The sequence below is a fragment of the Vogesella sp. XCS3 genome (assembly GCF_020616155.1).
Taxonomy (GTDB): Bacteria; Pseudomonadota; Gammaproteobacteria; order Burkholderiales; family Chromobacteriaceae; genus Vogesella.
This window is the reverse complement of the sequence record NZ_CP085530.1, coordinates 1,219,659-1,242,735: the sequence shown is the minus strand read 5'-3', so window position 1 is coordinate 1,242,735 and position 23,077 is coordinate 1,219,659. Positions and strand designations below refer to the sequence as shown.

The 23,077-nt window shown below is 59.3% G+C and carries 20 protein-coding genes; 14 read left to right on the top strand and 6 right to left on the bottom strand.

The window, feature by feature from the left end; genetic code table 11:
• Positions 1 to 38: 38 nt before the first annotated feature.
• The gene (locus LCH97_RS05840) at positions 39 to 821 is read right to left on the bottom strand and encodes a DeoR/GlpR family DNA-binding transcription regulator (RefSeq protein ID WP_227304019.1); all 783 of its coding nucleotides are present in this window, start codon (positions 819 to 821) and stop codon (positions 39 to 41) included.
• Between the two features lie 156 nt (positions 822 to 977).
• Between LCH97_RS05840 and LCH97_RS05835 the strand changes: the two genes are divergently transcribed.
• Complete coding sequence (locus LCH97_RS05835) at positions 978 to 1,760, top strand: Cof-type HAD-IIB family hydrolase (RefSeq protein ID WP_227304018.1); 783 nt, start codon at positions 978 to 980, stop codon at positions 1,758 to 1,760.
• 107 nt (positions 1,761 to 1,867) lie between these two features.
• On the opposite strand, the gene LCH97_RS05830 is transcribed toward LCH97_RS05835, so the two are convergent.
• Both LCH97_RS05830 and tsaD read right to left on the bottom strand, forming a co-directional pair.
• Positions 1,868 to 3,781 (bottom strand): ATP-binding cassette domain-containing protein, encoded by a 1,914-nt coding sequence (locus LCH97_RS05830; RefSeq protein ID WP_227304016.1) that lies wholly within the window; start codon positions 3,779 to 3,781, stop codon positions 1,868 to 1,870.
• Between the two features lie 67 nt (positions 3,782 to 3,848).
• Positions 3,849 to 4,874 (bottom strand): tRNA (adenosine(37)-N6)-threonylcarbamoyltransferase complex transferase subunit TsaD, encoded by a 1,026-nt coding sequence (gene tsaD / locus LCH97_RS05825; protein ID WP_227304014.1) that lies wholly within the window; start codon positions 4,872 to 4,874, stop codon positions 3,849 to 3,851.
• Positions 4,875 to 4,980: 106 nt separating this feature from the next.
• Between tsaD and LCH97_RS05820 the strand changes: the two genes are divergently transcribed.
• The 13 genes from LCH97_RS05820 to LCH97_RS05760 all read left to right on the top strand — a co-directional run bounded on the left by LCH97_RS05820 (position 4,981) and on the right by LCH97_RS05760 (position 16,516).
• A complete protein-coding gene (locus tag LCH97_RS05820; RefSeq protein WP_147684212.1) occupies positions 4,981 to 5,400 on the top strand; it encodes an OsmC family protein in 420 nt (139 codons plus the stop codon).
• 195 nt (positions 5,401 to 5,595) lie between these two features.
• A complete protein-coding gene (gene flgB, locus LCH97_RS05815; protein WP_227304012.1) occupies positions 5,596 to 6,006 on the top strand; it encodes a flagellar basal body rod protein FlgB in 411 nt (136 codons plus the stop codon).
• Between the two features lie 2 nt (positions 6,007 to 6,008).
• On the top strand, positions 6,009 to 6,419 hold the full coding sequence (flgC, locus tag LCH97_RS05810; RefSeq protein WP_227304010.1) for a flagellar basal body rod protein FlgC: 411 nt from the start codon (positions 6,009 to 6,011) through the stop codon (positions 6,417 to 6,419).
• Positions 6,420 to 6,435: 16 nt separating this feature from the next.
• Entirely contained in the window at positions 6,436 to 7,113 is a 678-nt protein-coding gene (locus tag LCH97_RS05805) for a flagellar hook assembly protein FlgD (RefSeq protein ID WP_227304008.1), read from the top strand.
• Positions 7,114 to 7,142: 29 nt separating this feature from the next.
• Positions 7,143 to 8,429, top strand: coding sequence for a flagellar hook protein FlgE (gene flgE, locus LCH97_RS05800; protein WP_227304006.1), 1,287 nt, complete (start codon positions 7,143 to 7,145; stop codon positions 8,427 to 8,429).
• A gap of 23 nt (positions 8,430 to 8,452) precedes the next feature.
• Entirely contained in the window at positions 8,453 to 9,187 is a 735-nt protein-coding gene (locus LCH97_RS05795; protein ID WP_227304004.1) for a flagellar basal body rod protein FlgF, read from the top strand.
• A 31-nt stretch (positions 9,188 to 9,218) separates the two neighbouring features.
• Positions 9,219 to 9,998, top strand: a complete 780-nt coding sequence (flgG, locus tag LCH97_RS05790) for a flagellar basal-body rod protein FlgG (RefSeq protein WP_227304001.1) — start codon at positions 9,219 to 9,221, stop codon at positions 9,996 to 9,998.
• A 13-nt stretch (positions 9,999 to 10,011) separates the two neighbouring features.
• A complete protein-coding gene (locus LCH97_RS05785; RefSeq protein WP_227303999.1) occupies positions 10,012 to 10,701 on the top strand; it encodes a flagellar basal body L-ring protein FlgH in 690 nt (229 codons plus the stop codon).
• A gap of 14 nt (positions 10,702 to 10,715) precedes the next feature.
• Positions 10,716 to 11,813, top strand: a complete 1,098-nt coding sequence (locus tag LCH97_RS05780) for a flagellar basal body P-ring protein FlgI (RefSeq protein ID WP_227303996.1) — start codon at positions 10,716 to 10,718, stop codon at positions 11,811 to 11,813.
• 134 nt (positions 11,814 to 11,947) lie between these two features.
• Positions 11,948 to 12,847, top strand: a complete 900-nt coding sequence (flgJ, locus tag LCH97_RS05775; protein WP_227303994.1) for a flagellar assembly peptidoglycan hydrolase FlgJ — start codon at positions 11,948 to 11,950, stop codon at positions 12,845 to 12,847.
• A 51-nt stretch (positions 12,848 to 12,898) separates the two neighbouring features.
• The gene (flgK, locus tag LCH97_RS05770; RefSeq protein WP_227303992.1) at positions 12,899 to 14,776 is read left to right on the top strand and encodes a flagellar hook-associated protein FlgK; all 1,878 of its coding nucleotides are present in this window, start codon (positions 12,899 to 12,901) and stop codon (positions 14,774 to 14,776) included.
• Between the two features lie 15 nt (positions 14,777 to 14,791).
• The gene (gene flgL / locus LCH97_RS05765; RefSeq protein WP_227303990.1) at positions 14,792 to 15,691 is read left to right on the top strand and encodes a flagellar hook-associated protein FlgL; all 900 of its coding nucleotides are present in this window, start codon (positions 14,792 to 14,794) and stop codon (positions 15,689 to 15,691) included.
• Between the two features lie 93 nt (positions 15,692 to 15,784).
• Entirely contained in the window at positions 15,785 to 16,516 is a 732-nt protein-coding gene (locus LCH97_RS05760; RefSeq protein WP_227303988.1) for a pseudouridine synthase, read from the top strand.
• Positions 16,517 to 16,576: 60 nt separating this feature from the next.
• Here the strand turns inward: LCH97_RS05760 and LCH97_RS05755 are convergent, their stop codons facing one another.
• The 3 genes from LCH97_RS05755 to hrpA all read right to left on the bottom strand — a co-directional run bounded on the left by LCH97_RS05755 (position 16,577) and on the right by hrpA (position 23,051).
• Complete coding sequence (locus LCH97_RS05755; protein ID WP_227303986.1) at positions 16,577 to 17,743, bottom strand: HD-GYP domain-containing protein; 1,167 nt, start codon at positions 17,741 to 17,743, stop codon at positions 16,577 to 16,579.
• Positions 17,744 to 17,796: 53 nt separating this feature from the next.
• The gene (locus LCH97_RS05750) at positions 17,797 to 18,954 is read right to left on the bottom strand and encodes an HD-GYP domain-containing protein (protein ID WP_227303984.1); all 1,158 of its coding nucleotides are present in this window, start codon (positions 18,952 to 18,954) and stop codon (positions 17,797 to 17,799) included.
• A gap of 143 nt (positions 18,955 to 19,097) precedes the next feature.
• Positions 19,098 to 23,051 (bottom strand): ATP-dependent RNA helicase HrpA, encoded by a 3,954-nt coding sequence (gene hrpA / locus LCH97_RS05745; RefSeq protein WP_227303982.1) that lies wholly within the window; start codon positions 23,049 to 23,051, stop codon positions 19,098 to 19,100.
• Between the last annotated feature and the right edge of the window lie 26 nt (positions 23,052 to 23,077).

Below are 23,077 nucleotides of genomic sequence, written 5' to 3'. Positions count from 1 at the left end.
AACCCGGCGCCGTTTTTTCATGCCTGCTGTGCCGAGACTCAGGCCTTGGCCAGCAGCACCGGTACGCCGCAATCGCGTAGCCGTTGCAGCTTGTGCGGTTCGGCGTCCGCTTCCAGAACCAGCTGACTGATGTCGGCCATGGCGGCTACCGAAAACGGGCTGGCGGTATCCAGCTTCTCGTTGGTGACGCACAGCACTACCTGGCTGCTGTGGCGTACCAGCTCGCGTTTTAGCGCGGCTTCTTCCGATAACGTGGTGCCCACACCCAGCTCGATATCCAGCGAGCAGGTGCCCAGAAAGCAGATGTCCGGCCGCAGCGTCTGGATTTCTAGCATCGCGCTGCTGCCCATGGTGCCGCCGATGCGGTGGTCCATGCGGCCGCCCACCACCAGTACCTCCAGCGCGCTGCGCCCCAGCAGGGCGGCGGCAATCGGGATGGCGTTGGTGGCAATGGTCAGCGGCAGGCCATCGGGGATGGCGCGGGCAATCTCCAGGTTGGTGGTGCCCGAATCCAGGAACACGAACTGCCCGGGCCGTAGCAGCTGTACCGCCGTTGCGGCCAACCTGGCCTTGCGCGCGATGTTCTCGTGGCTGCGCTGGCTGAAGTTGCCGGTATTCGGCGTCATGGCGATGGCGCCGCCGTACACGCGCTGGCAGACGCCACTGCTGGCCAGCTCGCGCAGGTCACGGCGGATGGAGTCTTCCGACACCCCCAGTGTTTGCGCCAGTTCGGCGGCGACGACGCGGCCATCTTGCTGCAGGCGCTGGCGGATATAAGTCTGGCGGTCGCTGGGCAGGCCAGGCGGGGCGGGCTGTGTCATGTTGGGCTTGTGGGGGTGATGCAAAGCGACATCGTGCAACATTCGGCAGGCTATGGTCAATATTTTGCCGAATGTTGCGGGATTTGACGCGGCTTTGCTTGCCTGTTTCTGCATGGTTGTGCACAATGGTGCCAGATTATTCGATGGGAGCTTGTTATGCTACGCGCCGTGATTACCGACCTGGATGGCACTTTCCTGGGGGCGGACTCGCAGCCACTGCCTGCCAATATGGACGCTCTGCGCCGTGCCGCTGCTGCGGGCTGCCAGATCATGGTGGCCACTGGTCGCCATTACCCCTTTGTGCAAGCTTTGTTGCAGCAGCTGGGCGTACCCGCCTGGGTGCTCAGTGCCAATGGCGCGCGCGTGCACGCGCCAGATGGCAGCGTGTTTGCTGCGGCCAACCTGGCGCCGGCGCTGGTACAAAAACTGGTACAGCCCGAGCTGGCCATGGGTGCGGAGATGGCCTTGTATCTGGATGATCGCCGTCTGGCTTGCCGTTATCACGGCGGCGGTCTGGACTGGTACGCGCAGGCGGCCGAGCAGCTGGACAGCCTGGCCGACTACCACGGCCGCGATGTGGCCAAGATTGTTTACTGCGGCGAGCCGGCGCTGCTGGCGCGCATCGAAGCCGATATCCTGTACCGCTTTGAAGGCCAGCTGGCGCTGACCTACTCGCAAGACTGCTATCTGGAGGCCATGGCACCCGGTGTGAGCAAAGGCAGTGCTTTGCTGAATGTATTGCAGCAACTGGATATCGACCCGGCCGATTGTGCCGCCTTTGGCGACGCACTGAACGATGCCGAGATGCTGGCGCTGGTGGGCCACCCGCACATTATGGCTAACGCCAGTGCGGCGCTGCGGCAGCGGGTGCCGCAGGCGCCGGTAATCGGCGATCACCGCGATGCCGCGGTGGCACAGGCATTGGCGCGCTGGTTTTGATGCAGGTTGCCCAAGGTTGGCCGCACGCCGCGCTGTGGCGTGGCTGACAACAAAAAGCCCTTGCCATCACGGCAAGGGCTTTTGTCATCTGGCGCTGTGGCGACGCCTTAGCTCGCAGCGTGCTCGCGCTCTACGGCTTCGAGCTCTTCTTGCAGCAGCATCCAGTCTTCTTCCACGCTTTCCAGTTGGCTGGCCACCTCGCCCTGGCGGCGGATGCTGTCGGTGAGCTTGGCCTTGTTGGCGTCGCTGTAGGCGTCTTCACTGGACAAGAAGGCGTCCAGTCCGGCTTTTTCCTTGCCTAGCGTTTCCAGCGATTTTTCTAGCTTGCCCAGCTTGGCCAGCAGCGGCTTCTTGGCTGCGGCCAACTTCTGCCGTGCCTCGGCCTCCTGGCGCTTCTGGTCTTTGCGGTTCACGGCTTGTGCATCGCCGCTGGACGGGCGGTTGGCCTCGGCCAGCTGCGCCAGGCGCCACTGGCGGTAGTCTTCCAGGTCGCCGTCAAACGGCTGCACCGTGCCGTCGGCCACCAGCCAGAACACGTCGGTGGTGGACTCCAGCAAGGAGCGATCATGCGACACCACTACCAGCGCACCGCCAAAATCCTGCAGCGCCAGCGTCAGTGCGTGGCGCATTTCCAGGTCCAGGTGGTTGGTCGGTTCATCCAGCAGCAGCAGGTTGGGCTTTTGCCACACGATCATCGCCAGTGCCAGCCGTGATTTCTCGCCGCCGGACATCGGGCCCACCGGGTCGCTAACCATATCGCCACGGAAGTTGAAGCCGCCGAGGAAGGTGCGCAGCTCCTGCTCGCGCACCTCGGGGGCGAGGCGCTGCATGTGGCGCAGCGGGGATTCGTCCGGGCGCAGCGTATCCAGCTGGTGCTGGGCAAAGTAGCCGATCTTCAGCGTTTGCGCGCAGATCAGCTCGCCGCTTTGTGGCGGCAGCTCGCCAGCTAGCAGTTTCACCAGCGTGGATTTGCCGGCGCCGTTTACCCCCAGCAGGCCGATACGGCTACCGGCCTCTACCGACACCGCCAGGCGGTGCAGGATGGTGGTGCTGCCATAGCCCACGTTGGCCGCATCCAGCCGCAGCAGCGGGTTGGGCAGGTTGTCCGGCGTATCGAAATGGAAGTCGAACGGCGAGGCCACGTGTGCCGGCGCGATGCGTTCCAGTTTTTCCAGCGCCTTGACGCGGCTTTGCGCCTGGCGCGCCTTGCTGGCCTTGGCCTTGAAGCGGGTGATGAACGATTCCAGATGCGCGATTTGGCGCTGTTGCTTCTCGTAGTCGCCTTGCTGGCGCGATAGCTTCTCGGCGCGCATCACCTCGAACTGGCTGTAGTTGCCGGTGTAGAGGGTGAGGCTCTGGCTGGATACGTCCACGATGTGGCTGGTGATGCTGTCGAGGAAGTCGCGGTCGTGGGAGATCACCAGTAGCGTGCCCTCGTAGGCTTTCAGCCAGTCTTCCAGCCACAGCACCGTTTCCAGGTCCAGGTGGTTGGTCGGTTCGTCCAGCAGCAGCAGGTCGGAGCGGCACATCAGTGCCTGCGCCAGGTTCAGGCGCATGCGCCAGCCGCCCGAGAAGGTAGACACCGGGCGTTGGTGGCTGTCGGGGGCAAAGCCCAGGCCGTTCAGTAGCTTGGCGGCGCGTGATGGCGCGGCGTAGCCGCCGATGCGGTCCAGCTCGCCGTGCAGGCTGCCGATGGCGTGGCCGTCGCCGCTGGCCTCAGCTGCGGCCAACTTGTGCTGCAGGCTGCGCAGCTCGGCATCGCCGTCCAGCACGTAATCCAGCGCCGATTGCGCCAGCGCCGGGGTTTCCTGCGCCACGTGGGCCAGGGTCCAGTGTGGCGGTACGATGGCGTCGCCGCTATCGGCGTGCAGCTCGCCCTTCAGTAGCGCGAACAGGCTGGATTTGCCGGCGCCGTTGGCGCCGACAATGCCGGCCTTGTTGCCGGGGTTGATGGTGAGGTTGGCCGTCAGCAGCAGTTCTTTCAGGCCACGGCGCAGGGTAAGGTTTTTTAGCTGGATCATGTTGGCTTAAGGTTGGCCGCACGCGCTGCCGGCACGGTGCCAGCAGTGCGTGTGGTAGCGTGAGGGGTTATACGGCGGGCAGGCTGGAAAGCTCCCAGCGTGGTTTCACCGTAAAGCCGCCGGCTGGCGTGGCGTATTTCAGGCGCATGGCGCCGGCAAAGGCGATCATGGCACCGTTGTCGGTGCACAGCTTCAGTGGTGGGTAGAACACCTGGTATTTGCGGCGGCGGGTGGCGTCGTCCAGCGCGGCGCGCAGCTGCTTGTTGGCGCCTACGCCACCTGCAACCACGATGCGCTGCATGCCGGTTTGCTTCAGCGCCTTGATGCACTTGCTCACCAGCACCTCGACGATGGCTTCCTGGAAAGCGCGGCAGATGTCTTTGCGTGCTTGCTCATCAATGCTGCCGTGCTCGGCTTCCACCTGTTTGCTCAGCATCAGCACGGCGGTTTTCAGGCCGGAGAAGCTCATGTCCAGGTTGGCCGAGTGCAGCATGGGGCGCGGCAGCTCGAAGCGTGCCGGATCACCTTCTTCGGCCAGGCGCGACAGTAGCGGGCCGCCGGGGTAGGGCAGGCCCAGCAGTTTGGCGGTTTTATCGAACGCTTCGCCGGCGGCGTCGTCCAGCGTTTCGCCCAGAATCTCGTACTGGCCCACGCCGCGTACCGCCATGATCTGCGTGTGGCCGCCGGAGACCAGCAGTGCCAGGAAGGGGAAGTCCGGGCGCGGTTCGGCCAGTAGTGGCGATAGCAGGTGGCCTTCCAGATGGTGCACGGCAATCACTGGCTTGCCCAGGCCGTAGGCCAGTGCGTTGGCATAGCTGGCACCCACCAGTAGCGCACCCCCCAGGCCGGGGCCCTGGGTGTAGGCAATGGCGTCGATGTCCTGCAAGCTCACCCCGGCTTCGGCCAGGCAGGCGTCGGTAAGCGGGCGTACGCGGCGGATATGGTCGCGGCTGGCCAGCTCGGGCACCACGCCACCGTATTCGGCGTGCATGGCCATCTGGGAGTGCAGCTGGTCGGCAATCAGGCCGCGTTCGGTGTCGTACAGGGCGACGCCGGTTTCGTCACAGGACGATTCGATACCAAGAACAAGCATGTGTGTGCGCTTCAAAACTAAATAATCTTTTCATTTTACCGGTGATTCTTTGTCCGCCCAAATCGGCGATGTTAGGCTGATGCCCTGTTTCAATCGGAGAGCAAGCATGAAGGCAAGACTGAAGTGGGTGGATGGCGTGTGTTTCATGGGTGAAACTGGCAGTGGCCACGCCGTGGTGATGGACGGCGCGCCTGAAGGTGGTGGCCGCAACCTGGGCCCACGCCCGATGGAGCTGCTGTTGCTGGGCACGGCTGGCTGCACCAGCTACGACGTATTGTCCATCCTGAAAAAATCGCGCCAGGACGTGCGTGACTGCTGGGTAGAGATGGATGCCGAGCGTGCCGATACCGACCCGAAAGTGTTTACCAAGATTCACTTCCACTTTGTGGTAGTTGGCCGCAGCCTGAAGGCGGACGTAGTGGCGCGCGCCATCAGCCTGTCTGCCGAAAAGTACTGCTCGGCTTCCATCATGCTGGGCAAAACAGCAGATATCAGCCACGACTTCGAGATTCGCGAAGACGATTGAGTGGCTTGTTGTGCCGGTACAAGCGCCGCCTGCGGGCGGCGTTTTGCATGGTGCGGCAATAATTGCCGCAGGTTTTGCCGCTTGGCTGGCGGGGAAGGGCTGCCAATCGGCAGCAAGCCGGTTTTCTTGAGGCTTTTGACTAAAAAAAGCTGGCACGCTTTGTGCTGAAAAGGGCTGACTCAAGGAAACATAGCCATGCTGAACAAAATCTCTTCCCACCTAGACTTCCTCCAGCGTTCGCTGGATCTGCGCGCGGCGCGGGCAGAAGTCATTGCCAGCAATATCGCTAACGCCGATACCCCTGGCTACAAGGCGGTGGACTTTGACTTCGGCAAGGCACTGAAAAGCCAGACCGCCGCGCAGCAGGCTCGCGGTGTGGCCTTGGCGCAAACCGATAATCGCCATATGGCTGCCATGGGTAGCCGTGCGGTAGAAGGTGGCTTGCAGCACCGCAGTGCGGTACAGCGCAGCCTGGATGGCAACACCGTGGATATGGATGTGGAGCGCTCGGCTTTTACCGATAACGCCATGAAATATCAGTCCACGCTGACTTTCCTGAACAAGCGCATCAGCGGTCTGATGGAAGCCATCAAAGGAGGCCAGTAATCATGTCGCTATCTAATGTGTTCAATATTGCCGGCTCGGCACTGACCGCGCAGTCCATGCGCCTGAACCTGGTAGCCAGCAATATTGCCAACGCCGAAAGCACGGCATCGTCTACTGGTGAGCCTTACCGTGCGCGCCATGCCGTGTTTACGGCGGTGCCGGTAAGCGCCAATGCCCCCCAGGTAGCTGGTGTGCGTGTTACAGCCGTGGCAGAAGACACCTCGCCGTTTCGCATGAAGTACCAGCCAGGCCACCCGCTGGCGGATGACAAAGGCTATGTGCGCATGCCGAACGTGAACCCGGTAGAGGAGATGGCCGACATGATTTCGGCATCGCGCTCTTATCAGACCAACGTGGAAATTGTGAATGCTGCCAAAACCATGCTGCAGAAAACCCTGCAGTTGGGTCAGTAAGGCGAGGAACTAGATCATGGCTACCAGTATTGCATCGACCAATTTCGATTACAGCTCGCTGAACCCGACCGCAGCCACCGGTAATACGTCCACCGGTAACTCTTCGGCTGAAATCCAGAACCGCTTTCTGACGCTGCTGACCACGCAACTGCGGGCGCAAGACCCGATGAACCCGATGGATAACAGCCAGATGACCAGCCAGATGGCGCAGATCAGCACGGTAAGCGGCCTGGAAAGTGTGAACGCAGCGGTAAAAAGCATGACCGAGAGCCAGGCGGCCAGCCAGTCGCTGCTGGCTACCATGCTGATTGGTCGTCAGGTACTCAGCCCTAATAGCAAGCTGACGCTTACTGATGGCAAGGCTGTTGGTACGATCGAGTTTTCCAAGCCGGCCAGCCAGGTAGTGGTGACTGTTACCAATAGCAGTGGTGCCGTAGTCGATAGCTTCGAGATGGGGCCGCAGAAGCAGGGTCAGTTTGTCTTTAGCTGGGATGGCAAGGGTTCGGATGGTACGACCCAGGCTAACGGCGAATACAGCTTCAAAGTGGAAGCGACGGCAGATGGTACGGCGGTAGATGCCACCATGATGGCGCCAACCAAAGTGACCAGCGTAGCGTGGGAAAAAGGCGTACCGATGTTTGTGGTGTCTACCGGTGAGCGTTTGCCGGTAAGCAAGATCAGTCAGATCCTTTGATTTGCGGTGTGAGAGTTTAGGAGAGAATCATGAGTTTTCAGCAAGGTTTGAGTGGTCTCAATGCCGCAGCCAAACAACTGGATGTGATCGGTAACAACGTTTCCAACGCCAGTACTGTGGGTTTCAAATCGTCCCGTGCCGAATTTTCCGACCTGTACGCGACAAGCCTGTATGGCGTGAGCGATACCGAGTCCGGTATCGGTTCGCAAACCATCAAGGTGGCGCAGCAATTCCAGCAAGGCAACATTACGGCTACCAAAAACCCGCTGGATATGGCGATCTCGGGTGCTGGCTTCTTCAAGCTGTGGAGCGACCCGACTGCCACATCCACCTTCTTTACCCGCAACGGCCAGTTCAAGCTGGATAAGGATGGTTACTTCGTCAACAACGGTAACTTCCTGGTGGGTGAGCCTGTTGGCGGTGGTGATGATGCGCCGATCAAAATCGATCGCGCGGGTCTGCCGGGTACGCCGTCTACTGCGCTGGATTGGCAGTTCAACCTGGATGCCGACCAGAAGTCGCCGCTGATCGACTACACCGCATCCCCTGCTGCGCTGAAAGCGCCTGCGCCGGCGATTACGCCTACCGACGCGACTACCTACAACTTCACCACCAGTATGCGTGTTTATGACAAGGTGGGTAGTGCACACACCGTATCCCTGTATTTCCAGCGCCAGGCTGTGGCAGGTACGCCGCCAGCCGTTAACAATACCTGGAACGTTTCCTACAAGCTCAATAACAATGCCGTGCAAAACGTGGGCTCGGTATCGTTTACTGCAGACGGCAAGCTGACCGCGCCATTCTCCTTTACGGTGCCCGGTGGCGCTGCTGCGGCCAACCTGCCTGTACCTGGCCAGCCAAACCAGCTGGGTGATGCCGGTATTGTGGTGAACCTTGCTGGTACTACCCAGTATTCCGGTAGCTTTACTGTCGCCAAGGCCAAAGTAGATGGTAACGCCAAGGGTGAGCTGGTAGGGGTGGAGACGGCGGATGATGGCAACATCATTGCCAAGTACTCCAACGGGCAGGCGCAAAGTGTGGGGCGCGTCCGTTTGTATACTTTCGATAATGCCCAGGGTCTGCAGCCTAACGGTGAGAATAACTGGGCAGTGACCGCAGCATCGGGTGATGCCAAGCCGGGTTTCCCGGGTGAGGGTAGCTTCGGTAAGTTGCAATCGTCCGCCATTGAAGAGTCCAACGCAGATACCACTGCCGAGCTAATTAACATGATTGTGGCGCAGCGTTTTTACCAGGCCAACGCACAAACCATTAAAACGCAGGACGCCATCCTGCAGACCTTGCTGAACCTGCGCTAATTAATCTGAATAGGTAGTGTGATATGGACAAGATGATTTACCTGGCCATGACCAGTGCCAAGCACGTAGAGCTGCAGCAGGCTACGACGGCAAATAATCTGGCCAATATTCACACTACCGGCTTCAAGGCAGAATTGAACGCATTTCGTGCTTTGCCAGTTGTTGGCGACGGTGCGCCTACCCGTATATACCAGGTAGACAATACCGTTGGGCATGATTTGTCCCAGGGGGCGATGCAGCTGACCGGCAATAATTTCGATTTTGCCATTGCCGGTCCGGGTTTTTTTGCCGTTGAGGCGCCAAATGGTGGTGAAGCGTATACCCGGGATGGCGGTTTTCTGCTGGATTCGGGCGGTGTTTTGCGTACTAGAACTGGCATGGCTATTGCTAGTGATGGTGGCCAGCTGGTGATGCCAGAAGGCTCGTTGCCGGATTTGCGGCAAGATGGCACTTTATTTGCCATTCCTGCAAATGGCGGGCAGCCGCAAGAAATCGGTAAGCTGAAGCTGGTTAATCCGGCGGCAAACGAAGTATATAAAGGCGAAGATGGTTTGTTTCGTCTGAATAGCGGTCAAGATGCAGATGCCGACCCGGTGGTAAAGGTAAAGGCCGGCTATCTGGAAGGTAGTAATGTTAATGCGGTAGATAGCCTGGTTCAGATGATTAGCCATGCAAAACATTACGATCTTAGTGTAAAATTGATGCAAAATGCAGAGCAAAATGGCAAGCAGGCAACGCAGATATTGACTGTTGGCTAAATAAAAAACGACACCGGGTAGGTAATTAATTATGATGCGTTCGCTTTATACGGCCAAGTCAGGGATGGAATCCAGCCAGTTTCGCCTGGATGTGATTTCCAATAACCTGGCTAACGTAGGAACCAAAGGTTTCAAGCGTAGCGCTGCCGTTTTTGAAGATTTGATGTATCAGACTCTGCGCACGCCAGGCTCGCGTCTTCAAACCGGTGAGACATTGCCAACTGGCTTGACCGTGGGTCTGGGTGCTGCACCCATGGCGACTGCTCGTGTGCATACCGAGGGTGGCCTGAGTACCACTGGTAATGTATTTGACCTGGCTGTAAATGGTCGTGGTTTCTTCAAGGTACAAACGCCGGACGGCCAGACGGCCTACACGCGTAATGGCCAGTTTCAGCGTGGTGCTACAGGGCGCTTGGAGACAGCAGAAGGCTACCCGGTGCAGCCGGAAATTACGGTGCCCGATGGTACCGCCTACCAGGTTTCTGAAGACGGTGCAGTGTCTTATCTGGCACCAGGCGCTACCGAGCGTACCCAGGCAGGCCAGCTGGAGTTGTCCGACTTTATCAACCCGGCGGGGCTGGATGCGATTGGCGGTAACTTGTATCTGGAAACAGCGGCCTCCGGTGCGGCGGTAACCGGCACGGGTGGTTTGCTGGGCTTTGGTAAAGTGAAATCCGGCTTTCTGGAAGAGTCGAACGTAAACGTGGCGGAAGAGTTGGTGAGCATGATTCAGGCGCAGCGCGCCTACGAAATGAACTCCCGTGCCATCAAGACTTCTGATGAAATGTTGCAAAGACTGACGCAGCTTTAATGTGGGGGTGGGTATGACTAAATTGCTAGGCATGGCAGGCATGGTGTTCGCACTGTTGGGCCTGGCCGGCTGCAGTACGCAGTCTGCCCCGATTACCCATCAGCCGATGTCTGTGCGGCCGCAGCCTGCGCCGATGGCTATGCCGGCGGATGGCTCCATCTTTCAGGTAAGTAATTACAAGCCGTTTTTTGAGGATCAGACGCCGGTAAGGGTGGGCGACTTGTTGACGGTGCAGATTCGTGAAAGCACGACCTCGTCCAATAAAGAAGATTCTGCCGGGCAACGAAACTCGAAAATCGATGGCAGCATTGCGGCCAACCTGTCATTGCCGTTTTTCCCCGGTGCGCTGGAGAAAAAGCTGGGTGGTACCAGCCTGAGTGGTTCTGGCACGGCTAGTGAGCAAGGCAAGACCAGCAGTAATAACAGCAGCTCGTTCAATTCTTCGATCACTGTGACGGTGATCGATGTTTACCCGAACGGTAATCTGCTGGTAAGTGGCGAAAAACAGATGAAAATCAACAGCGAGCACGAGTTTATCCGGCTGTCTGGTGTAGTAAACCCGCGGGATATCAAGCAGGGTAATACAGTGGAGTCCACGCGTATTGCGGATGCGCGTATCGAGCAGCTGAATGAAGGCCGCGGCCGCGCGTATAACGATACCGCCTGGTTGCAAAAAATATTCTTGTCTGTGCTGCCGTTCTAGAACTGGGCCGAGTAATGAAACGTATCTGGCTGGTAGTGTGTTTGTCCTTGCTGGCTTCGCAGGTCATGGCGGCACAGCGCCTGAAAGAGCTGGTAAATGTGGCTGGCGTGCGTTCTAACCCCCTGCTGGGCTATGGCTTGGTGGTGGGTCTGGATGGTAGTGGTGATAAGGCCGGATCGTCGCCGTTTACCAGTCAGTCACTGGCCAGTATGTTGAACCAGCTGGGTGTGCAAGTGCCGGTAGGTACCAAGCTGGACCCGAAAAATGTGGCGGCAGTCACGCTGACGGCTACCATTCCGCCTTTTGCCAGGCGTGGGCAGGCGATGGATGTCACCGTGTCGTCGGTGGGTGATGCCAAGAGTTTGCGCGGCGGCACGCTGCTGATGTCCCCGCTCAAGGGGGCGGACGGCCAGATTTATGCCCTGGCGCAAGGTAATGTGGTGGTGGGTGGTGCTGGTGCTTCAGCTGGCGGTAGTAAAGCGCAGGTAAATCACCTGAGTGTTGGCCGCATTCCTGCGGGTGCGACGGTGGAGCGTGAGGTTCCGAATGCCTTTGCCAGTGGCGAGGTGATCGCCTTGAATTTGCAAGAGTCTGACTTCACCACGGCCAACCGCGTTGTGCAGGCGGTAAACAAAGAATTCGGCCCGGGTGTGGCCAGGGCAGTAGATGGCGGCCTGATAGAAGTACGTGCGCCGCAAGACAGTAATGCCCGCATACAGTTTTTGGCCAAGCTGGAAAATATTGCCGTTGAGCCGGCAGAAGTTTCACCGGTGGTGATCGTGAATGCCCGTACCGGGTCTATCGTGATGAACCGCGCGGTCAAGATCGAGCCTTGTGCGATTGCGCATGGGAATTTGTCGGTAACGGTAAATGGCAATAGCAATGTCAGCCAGCCGCCGGCCTTGAGTGGCGGACAAACGACTGTCACCAATCAAGCCGACATTTCGATCAAGACCGATGGTGGCAAAGTGTTGAGTTTGCCGGGCAGTGCTTCGCTGTCCCAGGTAGTTAGTGCATTGAATTCCGTGGGGGCAACCCCGCAAGATCTGGTTTCGATTCTGCAGGCGATGAAAACGTCTGGTGCCTTGAAGGCAGACCTGCAGATTATTTGACACAAGTTGATAGGCACTCCGTTATTTATGGAGTTTTGGTGGGCGATACCTTGGGTATCGCCCCTTTTTTTTGTGGTGCTGGCGAGCTGGCCTGATATTTGCTGCAATGGTGAATCGACAGAGGATTTGCCGCCATGATCAACCCCAACAGTACTGCCAATCGCTTGGCAATGGACCCGGAAGCAACCCGGGCCATGAGCGACCTGGCACGCAAAGACCCCAAAGAGGCAGTCAAGCAAGTGGCTGGCCAATTTGAGGCCATGCTGATGGGGCAGCTGATGTCCTCCATGCGGGCTTCTTCTTTGAGTGATGAAGACGATAGCCAGGAGATGGATACCTACCGCGGCATGTACGACCAGCAAATCGTGCAAACCATGGTGCAAGCCGGTGGCTTTGGTCTGGCAGATGCCTTGTCGGGTTATCTGCTGAAATCCCTGCCGGATGTACCGGCAGAGATTGCCGCCGAGCAAGCCGCGTTGCCAGCGGCACCGGTGGTCAGGAAAGCACTGGGGGCGTACGAGGCCGCCGCTACGGCCGCGGCGGCACCGGTGCTGACGGGTACAGAGCCTTTGCCGGGTAGCAAACAGTCGTTTGTCGACACCATGTTGCCGCATGCCAGCCAAGCCGCTGCGCGCTTGGGGGTGGCGCCAGAGGTGCTGGTAGGTCATGCGGCGCTGGAGTCTGGCTGGGGGCAGCGTGCTATCCGCCACCCGGACGGCCGCAATAGCTACAACCTGTTCGGCATCAAGGCTACGCCAGGCTGGAAGGGTGATGTTGTCGCCACCATGACCACGGAATACGAGGGTGGCGTGGCGCAAAAGCAGCTGGGTGCTTTCCGTTCGTATCCGTCGCTGCAGGCAGCATTTGATGACTATGCCCGCTTGTTGTCGGACAACCCACGTTATCAGCAGGCGTTGAACCAAGGCCAGAACGGCGCTGGTTTTGCTGCTGCCTTACAGCGCGGTGGGTATGCCACCGACCCTGCGTATGCGCAGAAGTTACAGGCTGTGATTCGCACTGTTGCCAGTATTTGATGCTTCATTAATTGGCAATCGGGTCGATAAACAGTATTAAGGAGAATTGACATGAGCGGTAGCATTTTCGGTATTGCTGTCACCGGCCTCAATGCGGCCAAGGCGGCGCTGGAAACCACCAGCCATAATATTGGCAACGTGAATACGCAAGGCTATACCCGTCAGACAACTACGCAGAAAGCAAGCGACCCGTTGTTTGAGGGGTATGGTTTTGTGGGCACGGGTGCGAACCTGACCGGCGTGAATCGTATTTATGATCAGTTCACTGAGGCACAACTACGGGACGTGAATGCCAAGGTGGCATCGCTGGATGCGCAAACACAGTCTTTGCAGGATCTAGATAACCTGATGGCAGACTCCAATGCGGGTTTGTCGTCGGTGATTCAAGGGTTTTTCAGCAGTATGCAAACGCTGAATACCCAGCCGTCTTCTACCGCAGCGCGCCAATCGGTGCTAAGCCAGGCTCAGGCACTGGCCGGCCGGTTCTCGGCTATTGGCAGCCGGGTGGAAGAGTTGCGGCAGGGCTTGTCCATTCAGGCAAACTCCAGTGTAGAGAGTATCAATGCGTACTCGACCGAAATCGCCAGCATTAACCGGCAGATTGCCACCCTGCAGCAGGGCGCCGGCCGGCTGCCAAACGATTTGCTGGACCGCCGTGATGCCCTGGTGCAGAAACTCAATGGCATGATCAAGACCGATGTGGTGGTGCAGGACGATGGCAGCTACAGTATTTTCGTTGGCCAAGGCCAGGCTTTGGTGCTTGGCGATCAGGCCGGCAAAATGGTGCTGGAGCGCGTGAACCCGGATGATCCGGATGCCATTTCGATTGGCATTTCCATTCCTAACGTTAGTGGCACCATTGCCATCGACCCGTCGCGCATGGGCGGCGGCAAACTGGAAGGCATCATGGGTGTGCTGGGTACCGACGTGCGCCGTATCCAGACAGATCTGGGCCGGATGGCAGTAGAGCTATCCGATGCGTTTAACCGGCAGCACTCGCTGGGCTATGACCTGACCGGCCAGCCCGCTACCGGTGCCCTGTTTTTTACTGATCTCACCGCTGAACGTACTGCAGCAGAAGCGACCGGCGCCAGCCCGGACAAGCAGGCGTTCTTCATGCGCCAGGCGTTGGACAAGTTTGCTGTGGTGATTGCCGACCCATCCAAGATTGCCGCATCGTCTGCTTTGCAGGGTAAGAACGTGGCCGACCCGGTGGCGGGTAAACCCAGCATTGCCTCGATCTGGCAAACGGCCAACCTGCACCAGTCAACTACCCCGGCGCTGGACACCAACCCCACGCTTAACCAGGTACTGGCTCAAGCTACACCGGCGGTACCCAGTCTGAATCTGCATTACAACCCGGCGGCTGCGGGTGTGCCATTTTCCATCACGGCGGTGCCCGGCTTGACCATCAGCGCAGTAACGCCATCCACGGCGCAATCGGGTGTGTACGAATTTACCGTGCAAAGCGGTAATGACAAAGTCAATATCCAGTTCAAGCCGGAGGGGGTGTCAACTACGGCGCAAGACATTACGCTGAGCACCAAGCCGGTAGGTACGCTTGCGGCGCAAGATAATGCCAATATGCTGGAAATGTCGCGCTTGCAGACTAAGCCGCTGGTGCGGCCAACCCCTACTGCAACATCAAACCTGGTGCCGCCGCTGACCGATAAACCGACGACAAACCTGCAATCTTTTTATGGCCAGATGGTGAGCTACGTAGGTAACCGTGCCAATGTAGCCAATATTGCGCTGACGGCGCAGGAGGCCTCGCAGCAGCAGGTGTCGCTGAATCGCGAGGAAATTTCCGGCGTAAACCTCGATGAAGAAGCGGCCAACCTGATTCGTTTTCAGCAGGCCTACCAGGCTTCCAGCCGTGTGATCCAGGTGGCGCAGGATATGTTCAAGAATTTGCTGGAGCTTCGCTAAGCGAGGAGATGAACCATGCGAGTAAGTAGCTATTCCCAGTACATGCTGGGTACTTATGGCCTGCAAACCAAGCAGGCACAGCTTAACCATTTGCAAGAACAGCTTTCCACCCTGCGTCGTGTGGTGCGCCCATCCGATGATCCGGTGGCAGCAACCCAGGCTGTGTCGGTGGCGCAGTCGCAGTCCATGAACGAGCAGCAGATCAAGAATGCCGGCATGGCGGCCAGCCAGCTGGCGATTACGGATACCGCTTTGCAGAGTGCGTCGACGACGATTGCCAATATCAAGACGCTGGCGATCCAGGCAGGTAATGGTGCTCTGAGCAATGATAACCGCCGGGCCATTCAGAACGAGATGCGCGAGCGGGCGAAAGAGCTCATTGGCTTGGCTAATACGTCGGATGGTTCGGGTAACTATATCTTTGGTGGTACGCGCAAGGATGTGGCGCCGTTTGTGCAGACGGGGGCGGCAGGTGCGACTTACCAGGGCGATCAGCAGCGCCAGGAAGTACCCATTGCCTCTGGCCGCGAGCTACCGATTACCGAGGTGGGTAACGATATTTTTACGCCAGGTTTGTGGACGACGCTGGCTAACCTCGATACCGCATTGACGCAGGGGCCTGGCGGGTCGCCGACGTATAGTGCCGACTTGCAAGCGGTGCTGTCCGGCCTGGATCAAGGCCTTGCCACGCTGTTGGCCGGGCAGGCCAGTGTGGGTGGCCGTCAGCAGGAAATCGACTCACTGCAGCAGCTGGGCGAGAGCATGTCGGTACAGTACGCCAGCCAGATGAGTAACCTGGTAGACCTGGATTTTGCCAAGGCAACATCGGAATTCCAGATGGCGATGACGGCTTTGCAGACCAGCCAGAAAACCTATGCCCAGATCGGCCAGTTATCGTTATTCAACCATATCTGATTCCGCTTTGCGGCCAACCCTGGCTGCCGTACAATAGCGCCCCTCATCACAGGTAGGCGCTATTGTTTTGTCTACCTTTTACGCGGAGTCATTATGGAACCAGTACGCTTGTCAAAACGCATGGCCGAGATGGGTTTGTGTTCCCGCCGCGAGGCCGATAGCTATATCGAGCAAGGCTGGGTGCGCGTTAATGGCGAGGTGGCCGTGCTGGGGCAGAAAGTCACGCCCGCCGACCAGATCCAGCTTGATGATCGCCTGGGCAAGGCGCAGGCGCAGCGTGTGACCATCCTGATCAACAAGCCTATGGGTTATGTGTCCAGCCAGGCGGAAAACGGTTATCAGCCGGCCGCAGCGCTGATTACACCGGATAACCATTGGGTAGAGGACAAGTCGGGTATCCGCTTTACCCGCGATCACATGAAAGGCCTGGCACCTGCCGGGCGTCTGGATATCGATTCGGTGGGGCTGCTGGTGCTGACGCAAGATGGCCGTATTGCCAAAGAAATTATTGGCGAGCGTTCGGATGTGGAAAAGGAGTACCTGGTGCGGGTAGAGGGTAACCTGACGCCCGAAGGCCTGAAATTGCTGAATCACGGTTTGTCACTGGATGGCGAGGCGCTGTTGCCGGCCAAGGTATGGTGGCAGAACGAAGACCAGCTGCGTTTTATCCTGAAAGAAGGCAAAAAGCGCCAGATTCGCCGCATGTGCGAGCTGGTAGGCTTGCATGTCGTGGGCCTGAAGCGCATTCGTATCGGCACCATCATGCTGGGTGATCTGCCTACCGGCAAGTGGCGCTATCTGTCGGCAGAAGAGCATTTCTCCTGAACCTGTCTGCGCCATGAAAAAGACCCGCGTAAGCGGGTCTTTTTGTATGTAGGTGTAATGTCAGGTATTCCAGATTTTCAGCAGGAATGCCGGGCGCACGCCGGCCTCTTTCAAGGAGATAGGCTCCGTAATGCTGTGCTCGGTGGTGCGGGTGTTGCGTGGCAGCGGTTCGCCGTACATTTCCCCGCTGGCCGAGCGGATGGCGGCGACCTTGGGGTGTTTGGTATTGCTGTCGCTTGGCCGGTGCGTGACAACGGCAATCTCGTGATTGGCCAGTCGTACAAAGCTGCCGGGCGGGTAGATACCCAGCTCTTTGATCAGCAGGGCAACAAAACGCGGGTCGAACTCGCTGAATTCGCCTTTGAACAGCCGCCCCAGTGCAATGGATGGCAAACGGCCAGCACGATGCGCCTGCGTAACCAGCAGCGATGTCAGGACATCGGTCAGGCGGATCAGGTGGGCACCCGGGTCAATCTCTTCTTTCTTCAGCCCGTAGGGGTAGCCCGAGCCGTTCCATTCTTCGTGGTGCTGCTGTACCAGTAAATGCCAGCGCTCATCATCTACTCCCAGGTCGCGCAGGATGGCAGAAGACAATAGCGGGTGTGCGTACATGTCCGATTTCTGCGAAGCATCCAGCGCAGTCTCTTGCTTGCTCAGGTCGGTGTGCAGCTTGGTGGCTGCAATATTCATGGTCAGCGCGGCGCACAGCAAAACATGCATTTCCTTGGGCGGCAAATTCAGGCGGCGGCCCAGAATGCCCAGCATGGCGGCGGTGTGCAGGCTATGCATGCTGCCATAGTCGTTAAATGGTACCAGCAGACAGGAGGCAATCAGCCCGTCAGGCTGCTTTTCCGCCAGCGTGAGCAGGCGGCTGGCTACGTGGTTTATATCGCTGCAAAAGTGCTGGGAATGGAAATAACGGTTCAGCAGGCCGTTGACCTTGTGCGCCAGCTGATCCAGCTCAACCAGCGGGTTGAGTACCTGATTCGCCGCCTGGCGCCGTTCCTGCTCTTGTCGCTCGCGACGCTCACGCAGCTCTTTTTCCACCAGCGCAGCTTTTGCCGAGTTATCAAGTTGGCCGTGTTCTACCAGCTTCCGCTTTTGCTCCGGCGTCAGCACGTAATGCCCCTGCTTTACCAGCAGCATGCCGCTACGGTGGTATACGTCGACGGGCAGTTGCTTGCCCACCAGGATCATGTCGGCCGACAGCTTGCTTTTCTCGGTCATGGCATTATGGTTTTACGAGTTGCGCATATAAATACAGTGTATCACTTGTTGGCTCATTTATAAGTCGAGCTTCCAGATCGATGCCTTGCCCAGAGGCTGGCCAGATATTGCGGGCGAATGCCAATCTGTTTCTGGTCAATGGCTTGCAGGATGCGGTACTCGTGCGCGCTAGCCTCGCGCAGCTGTGGTTTGTTGTACGGCGCACCATCGTTGCGTCGCAGCACGGCTACGCAGGGTTCATCGGCACGTTCGCGCCGGCTGAGAACCACGCCCATTTCCTGGTTTGCCAGCTGTACAAAACTGCCCGGCGGATAGATGCCCAGCTCTTTCACCAGCAATGAGGTGAAGCGGTAGTCAAACAGCGCATTCGCTTCCATGAAGATTTGCGCCAGCGCGGTATTGGGTTTCATGGCCGAGCGGTAAGTGCGCGGCACCAGCTTGGCGGCGGTGACGTCGGCCAGGTGCAGCAGGTGAGACAGCGACTCGATGTTTTCTTTGTCCAGCCGGTAAGGGTAGCCTTTGCCGTCCCATTTTTCATGGTGGGTCTGTACCAGTAAATGCCATAACTCGTCTGTAATGCCCAGCTCGCGCAACATGGCGGACGATAGCAGCGGGTGGCCTTCTATCAGGTTGCGCTGTTCCTGGCTTAGCGGGCTGCTTTGGTGGTGCAGCTCGTCCATCAGGCTGGCAATGGACAGGTTCATGGTGAGCGCCGCCGAGATCAGGCTATTGCGTTCGGGCTGCTCCAGCGACAGCCTGCGGGTCAGCACCGCCAGGATGATGCCAACGTGAATACTGTGCGCTGACGAGTATTTTGCCAGTGGCACCAGTAACAGCGAGGCCAGCATGCCATCCGGGGCTTTTTCGGTAAAGGCAATCAGGCGGTTGGCCAGCGCCCGCACACGCTGCTCGAAGCCGCGTGCCGACAGGCCTGCGCCCAGCAGGTAGTCCAGGTGGCGCGCGGCATACTGGATTTCTTCAAACGGGCTGAATTCGCCACTGATACGGGCAAGATCGCTTTCAACCGGCGGTAGCGCGCTGGCCGGGTGGGTCATACCCAGGGCCACCAGCCGTTCGCGCTGCTTTTCGTTCAGCACATAGTGCCCCTTGCGCAATAGCAGCAGCCCGTTGGCCGCATAAATGTCGGCCGGCAGGGTTTCACCTACCTTCAGGATGCTATCGAGGGGCGCTTTGTGTTCTGTGCTTTGCATGATGGGCAGACGCGAATGAGCTTATGCAGAATTCTGGCACAAATCGGTTACGGTGGCTGGCAAGCATGGCAATAAAGCCGGCCAGCCTGTACCGAGGTGCTGTTTTTAGTCTGCCACGGCATGGTGCCGAGGCAGTTCGGGGCTTAGATGCCGCGTGGCAGCTCGCTCCACAGCTTTTCCAGGCGCTTGCCGGACACCGGGTACGGCGTTTTCAGCTCTTGTGCAAACAGGCCCACACGCAGCTCCTCGATATGCCAGCGGAAGGCCTGCAGCTGCGGCGAAGGTTGGCCGCGTTCGGCTTCTTCTGCCATGCGGGCTTCCCAGCGCGCCCATAGCTCGCGGATTTCGGCGCCGCGCTGGCCATCGCGCTGGGCGTTGGTCGGCTGTTTATCCATGCGCAAACTCATTGCCTTCATATAGCGAGGCAGGTGGGGCAGCTGGCTCCATGGTGTGGCGTACAGAAAGCCTTTGTACACCAGGCGTTCCAGCTGCTGTTTCAGTTCGAAACCCAGTTTGTGTTTTTGCAGTTTGGCGCTGAGCAGCCCGTACTCGGCGGCAATCTGGTTCAGGTAGCCGGTTACCGCCTGTGTGACAGCTGGCAGACGGGTGCGGGCGCGGGCTTTCTGATCATTAAACGCCTTCTCTGTGCGCGGCACGTCGTCGTCGCCGATAAAGGCACGGTCGCAGATAGCGGCGATGGCGTCCTGCAGCAGCTCGTCCACATTGCACACATTGCGCAGCTGCAGGCCCAGCTGCGTCATGCCCGGCAGGCCCTTGTTCATCTGCTTCATATGCTCTTTGAGCTGGTACTGCAGCAGGCGGATTACCCCTTTGCGGTGCGCTACGTTGGCCGCACCCTCGGTGTCGAACAGACGGATAGCTACGTGCTCGCCCTTGGCGTCGGTTTCGATGGTCAGTGCCGGAAAGCCGGTAAGCTGCTGGCGGCCACGGGCAAACTGTATCGCCTGCGGCAGCTCGCCAAAGTCCCACGCTTCTACGTGGTCGCGCTCGAATTCGGCGCTGGTGTCACGGAAGGTCAGCTGTGCCGCCTGGCCAAACTGCTTTTGCAGCGCCAGGAGGTCGCGGCCCATGCCGATTTCCTGCTTGCCATCGTCCACAATGCGGAAGTTGAACAGCAAGTGCGCTGGCAGCTCGATGGCATCAAAGGCCAGAGGCTCTACTTTTACGCCGCCGGTATGGCGCAGGATGAAGTGCGCCAGCTGCGGGCCGATCGGCTTGGCGGTGTCCGGTTCGGTCAGCAGAAACTGGGTGACAAAGTCGGGTACCGGCACGCAGCTGCGGCGTAGCTGCTTGGGCAGGCCTTTGATCATGGTCTGCAGTTTTTCGCGGATCATGCCCGGCACCAGCCATTCGAACTCGGCTGGCTGCAAGGTATTGAGCACCGCCAGCGGCAGGTCGATGGTGACGCCGTCCAGCGGGTGATTGGGCTCGAAGCGGTAGCGCAGGCGGCAGCGGCTTTCTGCCAGCTCGCGCCACTCGGGGAACTGGTTTTCCGACACGTGCTCGGCGGCATGGCGCATCAGCTCCTCGCGGGTGAGGAACAGCACTTTCGGGTTGGCCTGCTCGGCGGTTTTGCGCCACGCCTCAAAGCTGGCGGCGTCTACCACGTCGCTGGCAATGCGTTCGGCGTAAAAAGCGTACAACGCCTCTTCGTCCACCAGCACGTCCTGGCGGCGCGCCTTGTGCTCCAGCTGCTCCACTTCGCGGATCAGCTGCTGGTTGCGCTGGAAGAACGGCGCGTTGCTCACGTATTCCATGGCTACCAATGCGCCGCGGATAAACAACTCGCGCGCTTCTTCGGGGGCAATGCGGCCGTAGCTCACCGGACGGCGTGCAATCAGCGTCAGGCCGAACAGCGTCACCCGCTCGCTGGCCACCACTTCGCCACGGGCTTTTTCCCAGTGCGGCTCGAAGTGATGCAGGCGGATCAGGTGCGGCGCCACGGCTTCCACCCATTCCGGCTCGATCTTGGCTACGCAGCGGCCGTACAGCTTGGTGGTTTCTACCAGCTCGGCCACGACCACCCATTTGGGGCGCAATTTTTTCAGGCCGGTACCGGGGAATACCAGAAAGCTGCCACCGCGGGCGCTGGTGTAGTCGTCGCTTTCCTGCGACTTCATGCCGATATTGCCGATCAGGCCGGTCAGCAGCGCCTTGTGCAGCCTTTCGTACGCCACGGTGTCGGCCTGGGCGCGTTTCTTGGCGCTGGTTTCCAGGTTGGCCTGGACCGGGGCCGGGGCGTGGGCCTTGTCCTTGTCGATCAGGCCCATCTCGGCGGCAATGTCCACCAGCTGGGCGTGCAGCTCGCGCCACTCGCGCATGCGCAGGTGCGACAAAAAGTGCTCGTGGCACAGGTTCACCAGCTGGCGGTTGCTTTGCTTGTTGGCCAGCGCGTCGGCAAAGAAGTCCCACAGGTGCAGCCAGGACAGGAAATCGGACTTCTCGTCGTTAAAGCGCGTGTGTGCGCGGTCGGCTGCCTCGCGGGCTTCGAACGGCCGCTCGCGCGGGTCTTGTATCGACAGGCCGGCAGCGATGATCAATACCTCGCGCACGCAACCAAAGTCGCGGCCGGCCAGCAACATGCGGCCAACCTTGGGGTCCACCGGAATGCGTGCCAGCTCTTTGCCCACAGCGGTGAGCGTCAGCTGTTCGTCCACCGCGCCCAGCTCTTGCAGTACCTGGTAGCCGTCGGCAATCAGTCGGCTGGACGGCGGCTCGATAAAGGGGAACTGGTCAACCACGCCCAGCTGCAGCGCAGCCATGCGCAGGATCACCGCTGCCAGGCTGCTGCGCACGATTTCCGGGTCGGTAAATGCGCTGCGGGCGTTGAAGTCGGCCTCGTCGTACAGGCGTACGCAAATACCGGCCTCGACACGGCCGCAACGGCCAGCGCGCTGGCGCGCCGCCGCCTGCGAGATTTTCTCTACCTGCAGCTGTTCTACCTTGGCGCGCGGGCTGTAACGCTTGATACGCGCCAGGCCGGTATCGATCACGTATTTGATGCCCGGCACGGTGAGCGAGGTTTCCGCCACGTTGGTGGCCAGCACGATGCGGCGCCCGCCGGATGGCTTGAAGATTTTCTGCTGGTCTTCGTTGGACAGGCGGGCAAACAGCGGCAGGATCTCGTAATGGCGGATGCCGCTGCGGCGCAGCTTGTCGGCGGTGTCGCGGATTTCGCGCTCGCCGGGCAGAAACACCAGAATATCGCCAGCACCGTGGCGCGAGATTTCGGACACCGCCTCCACGATGGCGTCTTCCATCTCCATTTCACGCTCGTCCTCGTCGCGCTGCTTCAGTGGGCGATAGCGCACCTCTACCGGGTAGGTACGGCCGGACACTTCTATCACTGGCGCGTTGTTAAAGTGGCGGGCAAAGCGGTCGGCGTCGATGGTGGCCGAGGTGATGATCACTTTCAGGTCGGGGCGGCGTGGCAGCAGCTGCTTGAGGTAGCCCAGCAGAAAGTCGATGTTGAGGCTGCGTTCGTGCGCCTCGTCGATGATGATGGTGTCGTAGTTGCTCAGGTAGCGGTCGGTCTGCGTTTCGGCCAGCAGGATACCGTCGGTCATCAGCTTGATGACGTTGCGCTCGGACTGCTTGTCGTTAAAGCGCACCTTGAAACCCACATGGGTGCCCAGCTCGCTGCCCAGTTCCTGTGCGATGCGCGTGGCCACCGAGCGTGCGGCCAACCTGCGCGGCTGGGTATGGCCGATCAGCCCGTACACGCCACGGCCCAGCTCCAGGCAGATCTTGGGTAGCTGCGTGGTTTTGCCGGAGCCGGTTTCGCCGCAAATGATCACCACCTGGTTGGCCGCAATCGCTGCCTTGATATCGTCCAGCTTCTGGTTGACCGGCAGTGCGTCGTCAAACGTTGGCCGCGGCAGGTGCTCGGCGCGTACGGCGGCGCGGCTGGCGGAGCGGGCAACTTGCGCGGCGATGTCGGCCAGCAGCTTGTCGGCAGGCTGCTGCTTGCGCACGCGTTGTTCGGCGTCCTGCAGCTTGCGTTTCAGGATGTGGCGGTCGCGCAGCAGGCAGGTGGAGAGGGCGGCTTTGAGTTCGGGCAGGGTGGGGGTGGTCATGCGGGCTTAAAGAGCAAAATTCGACA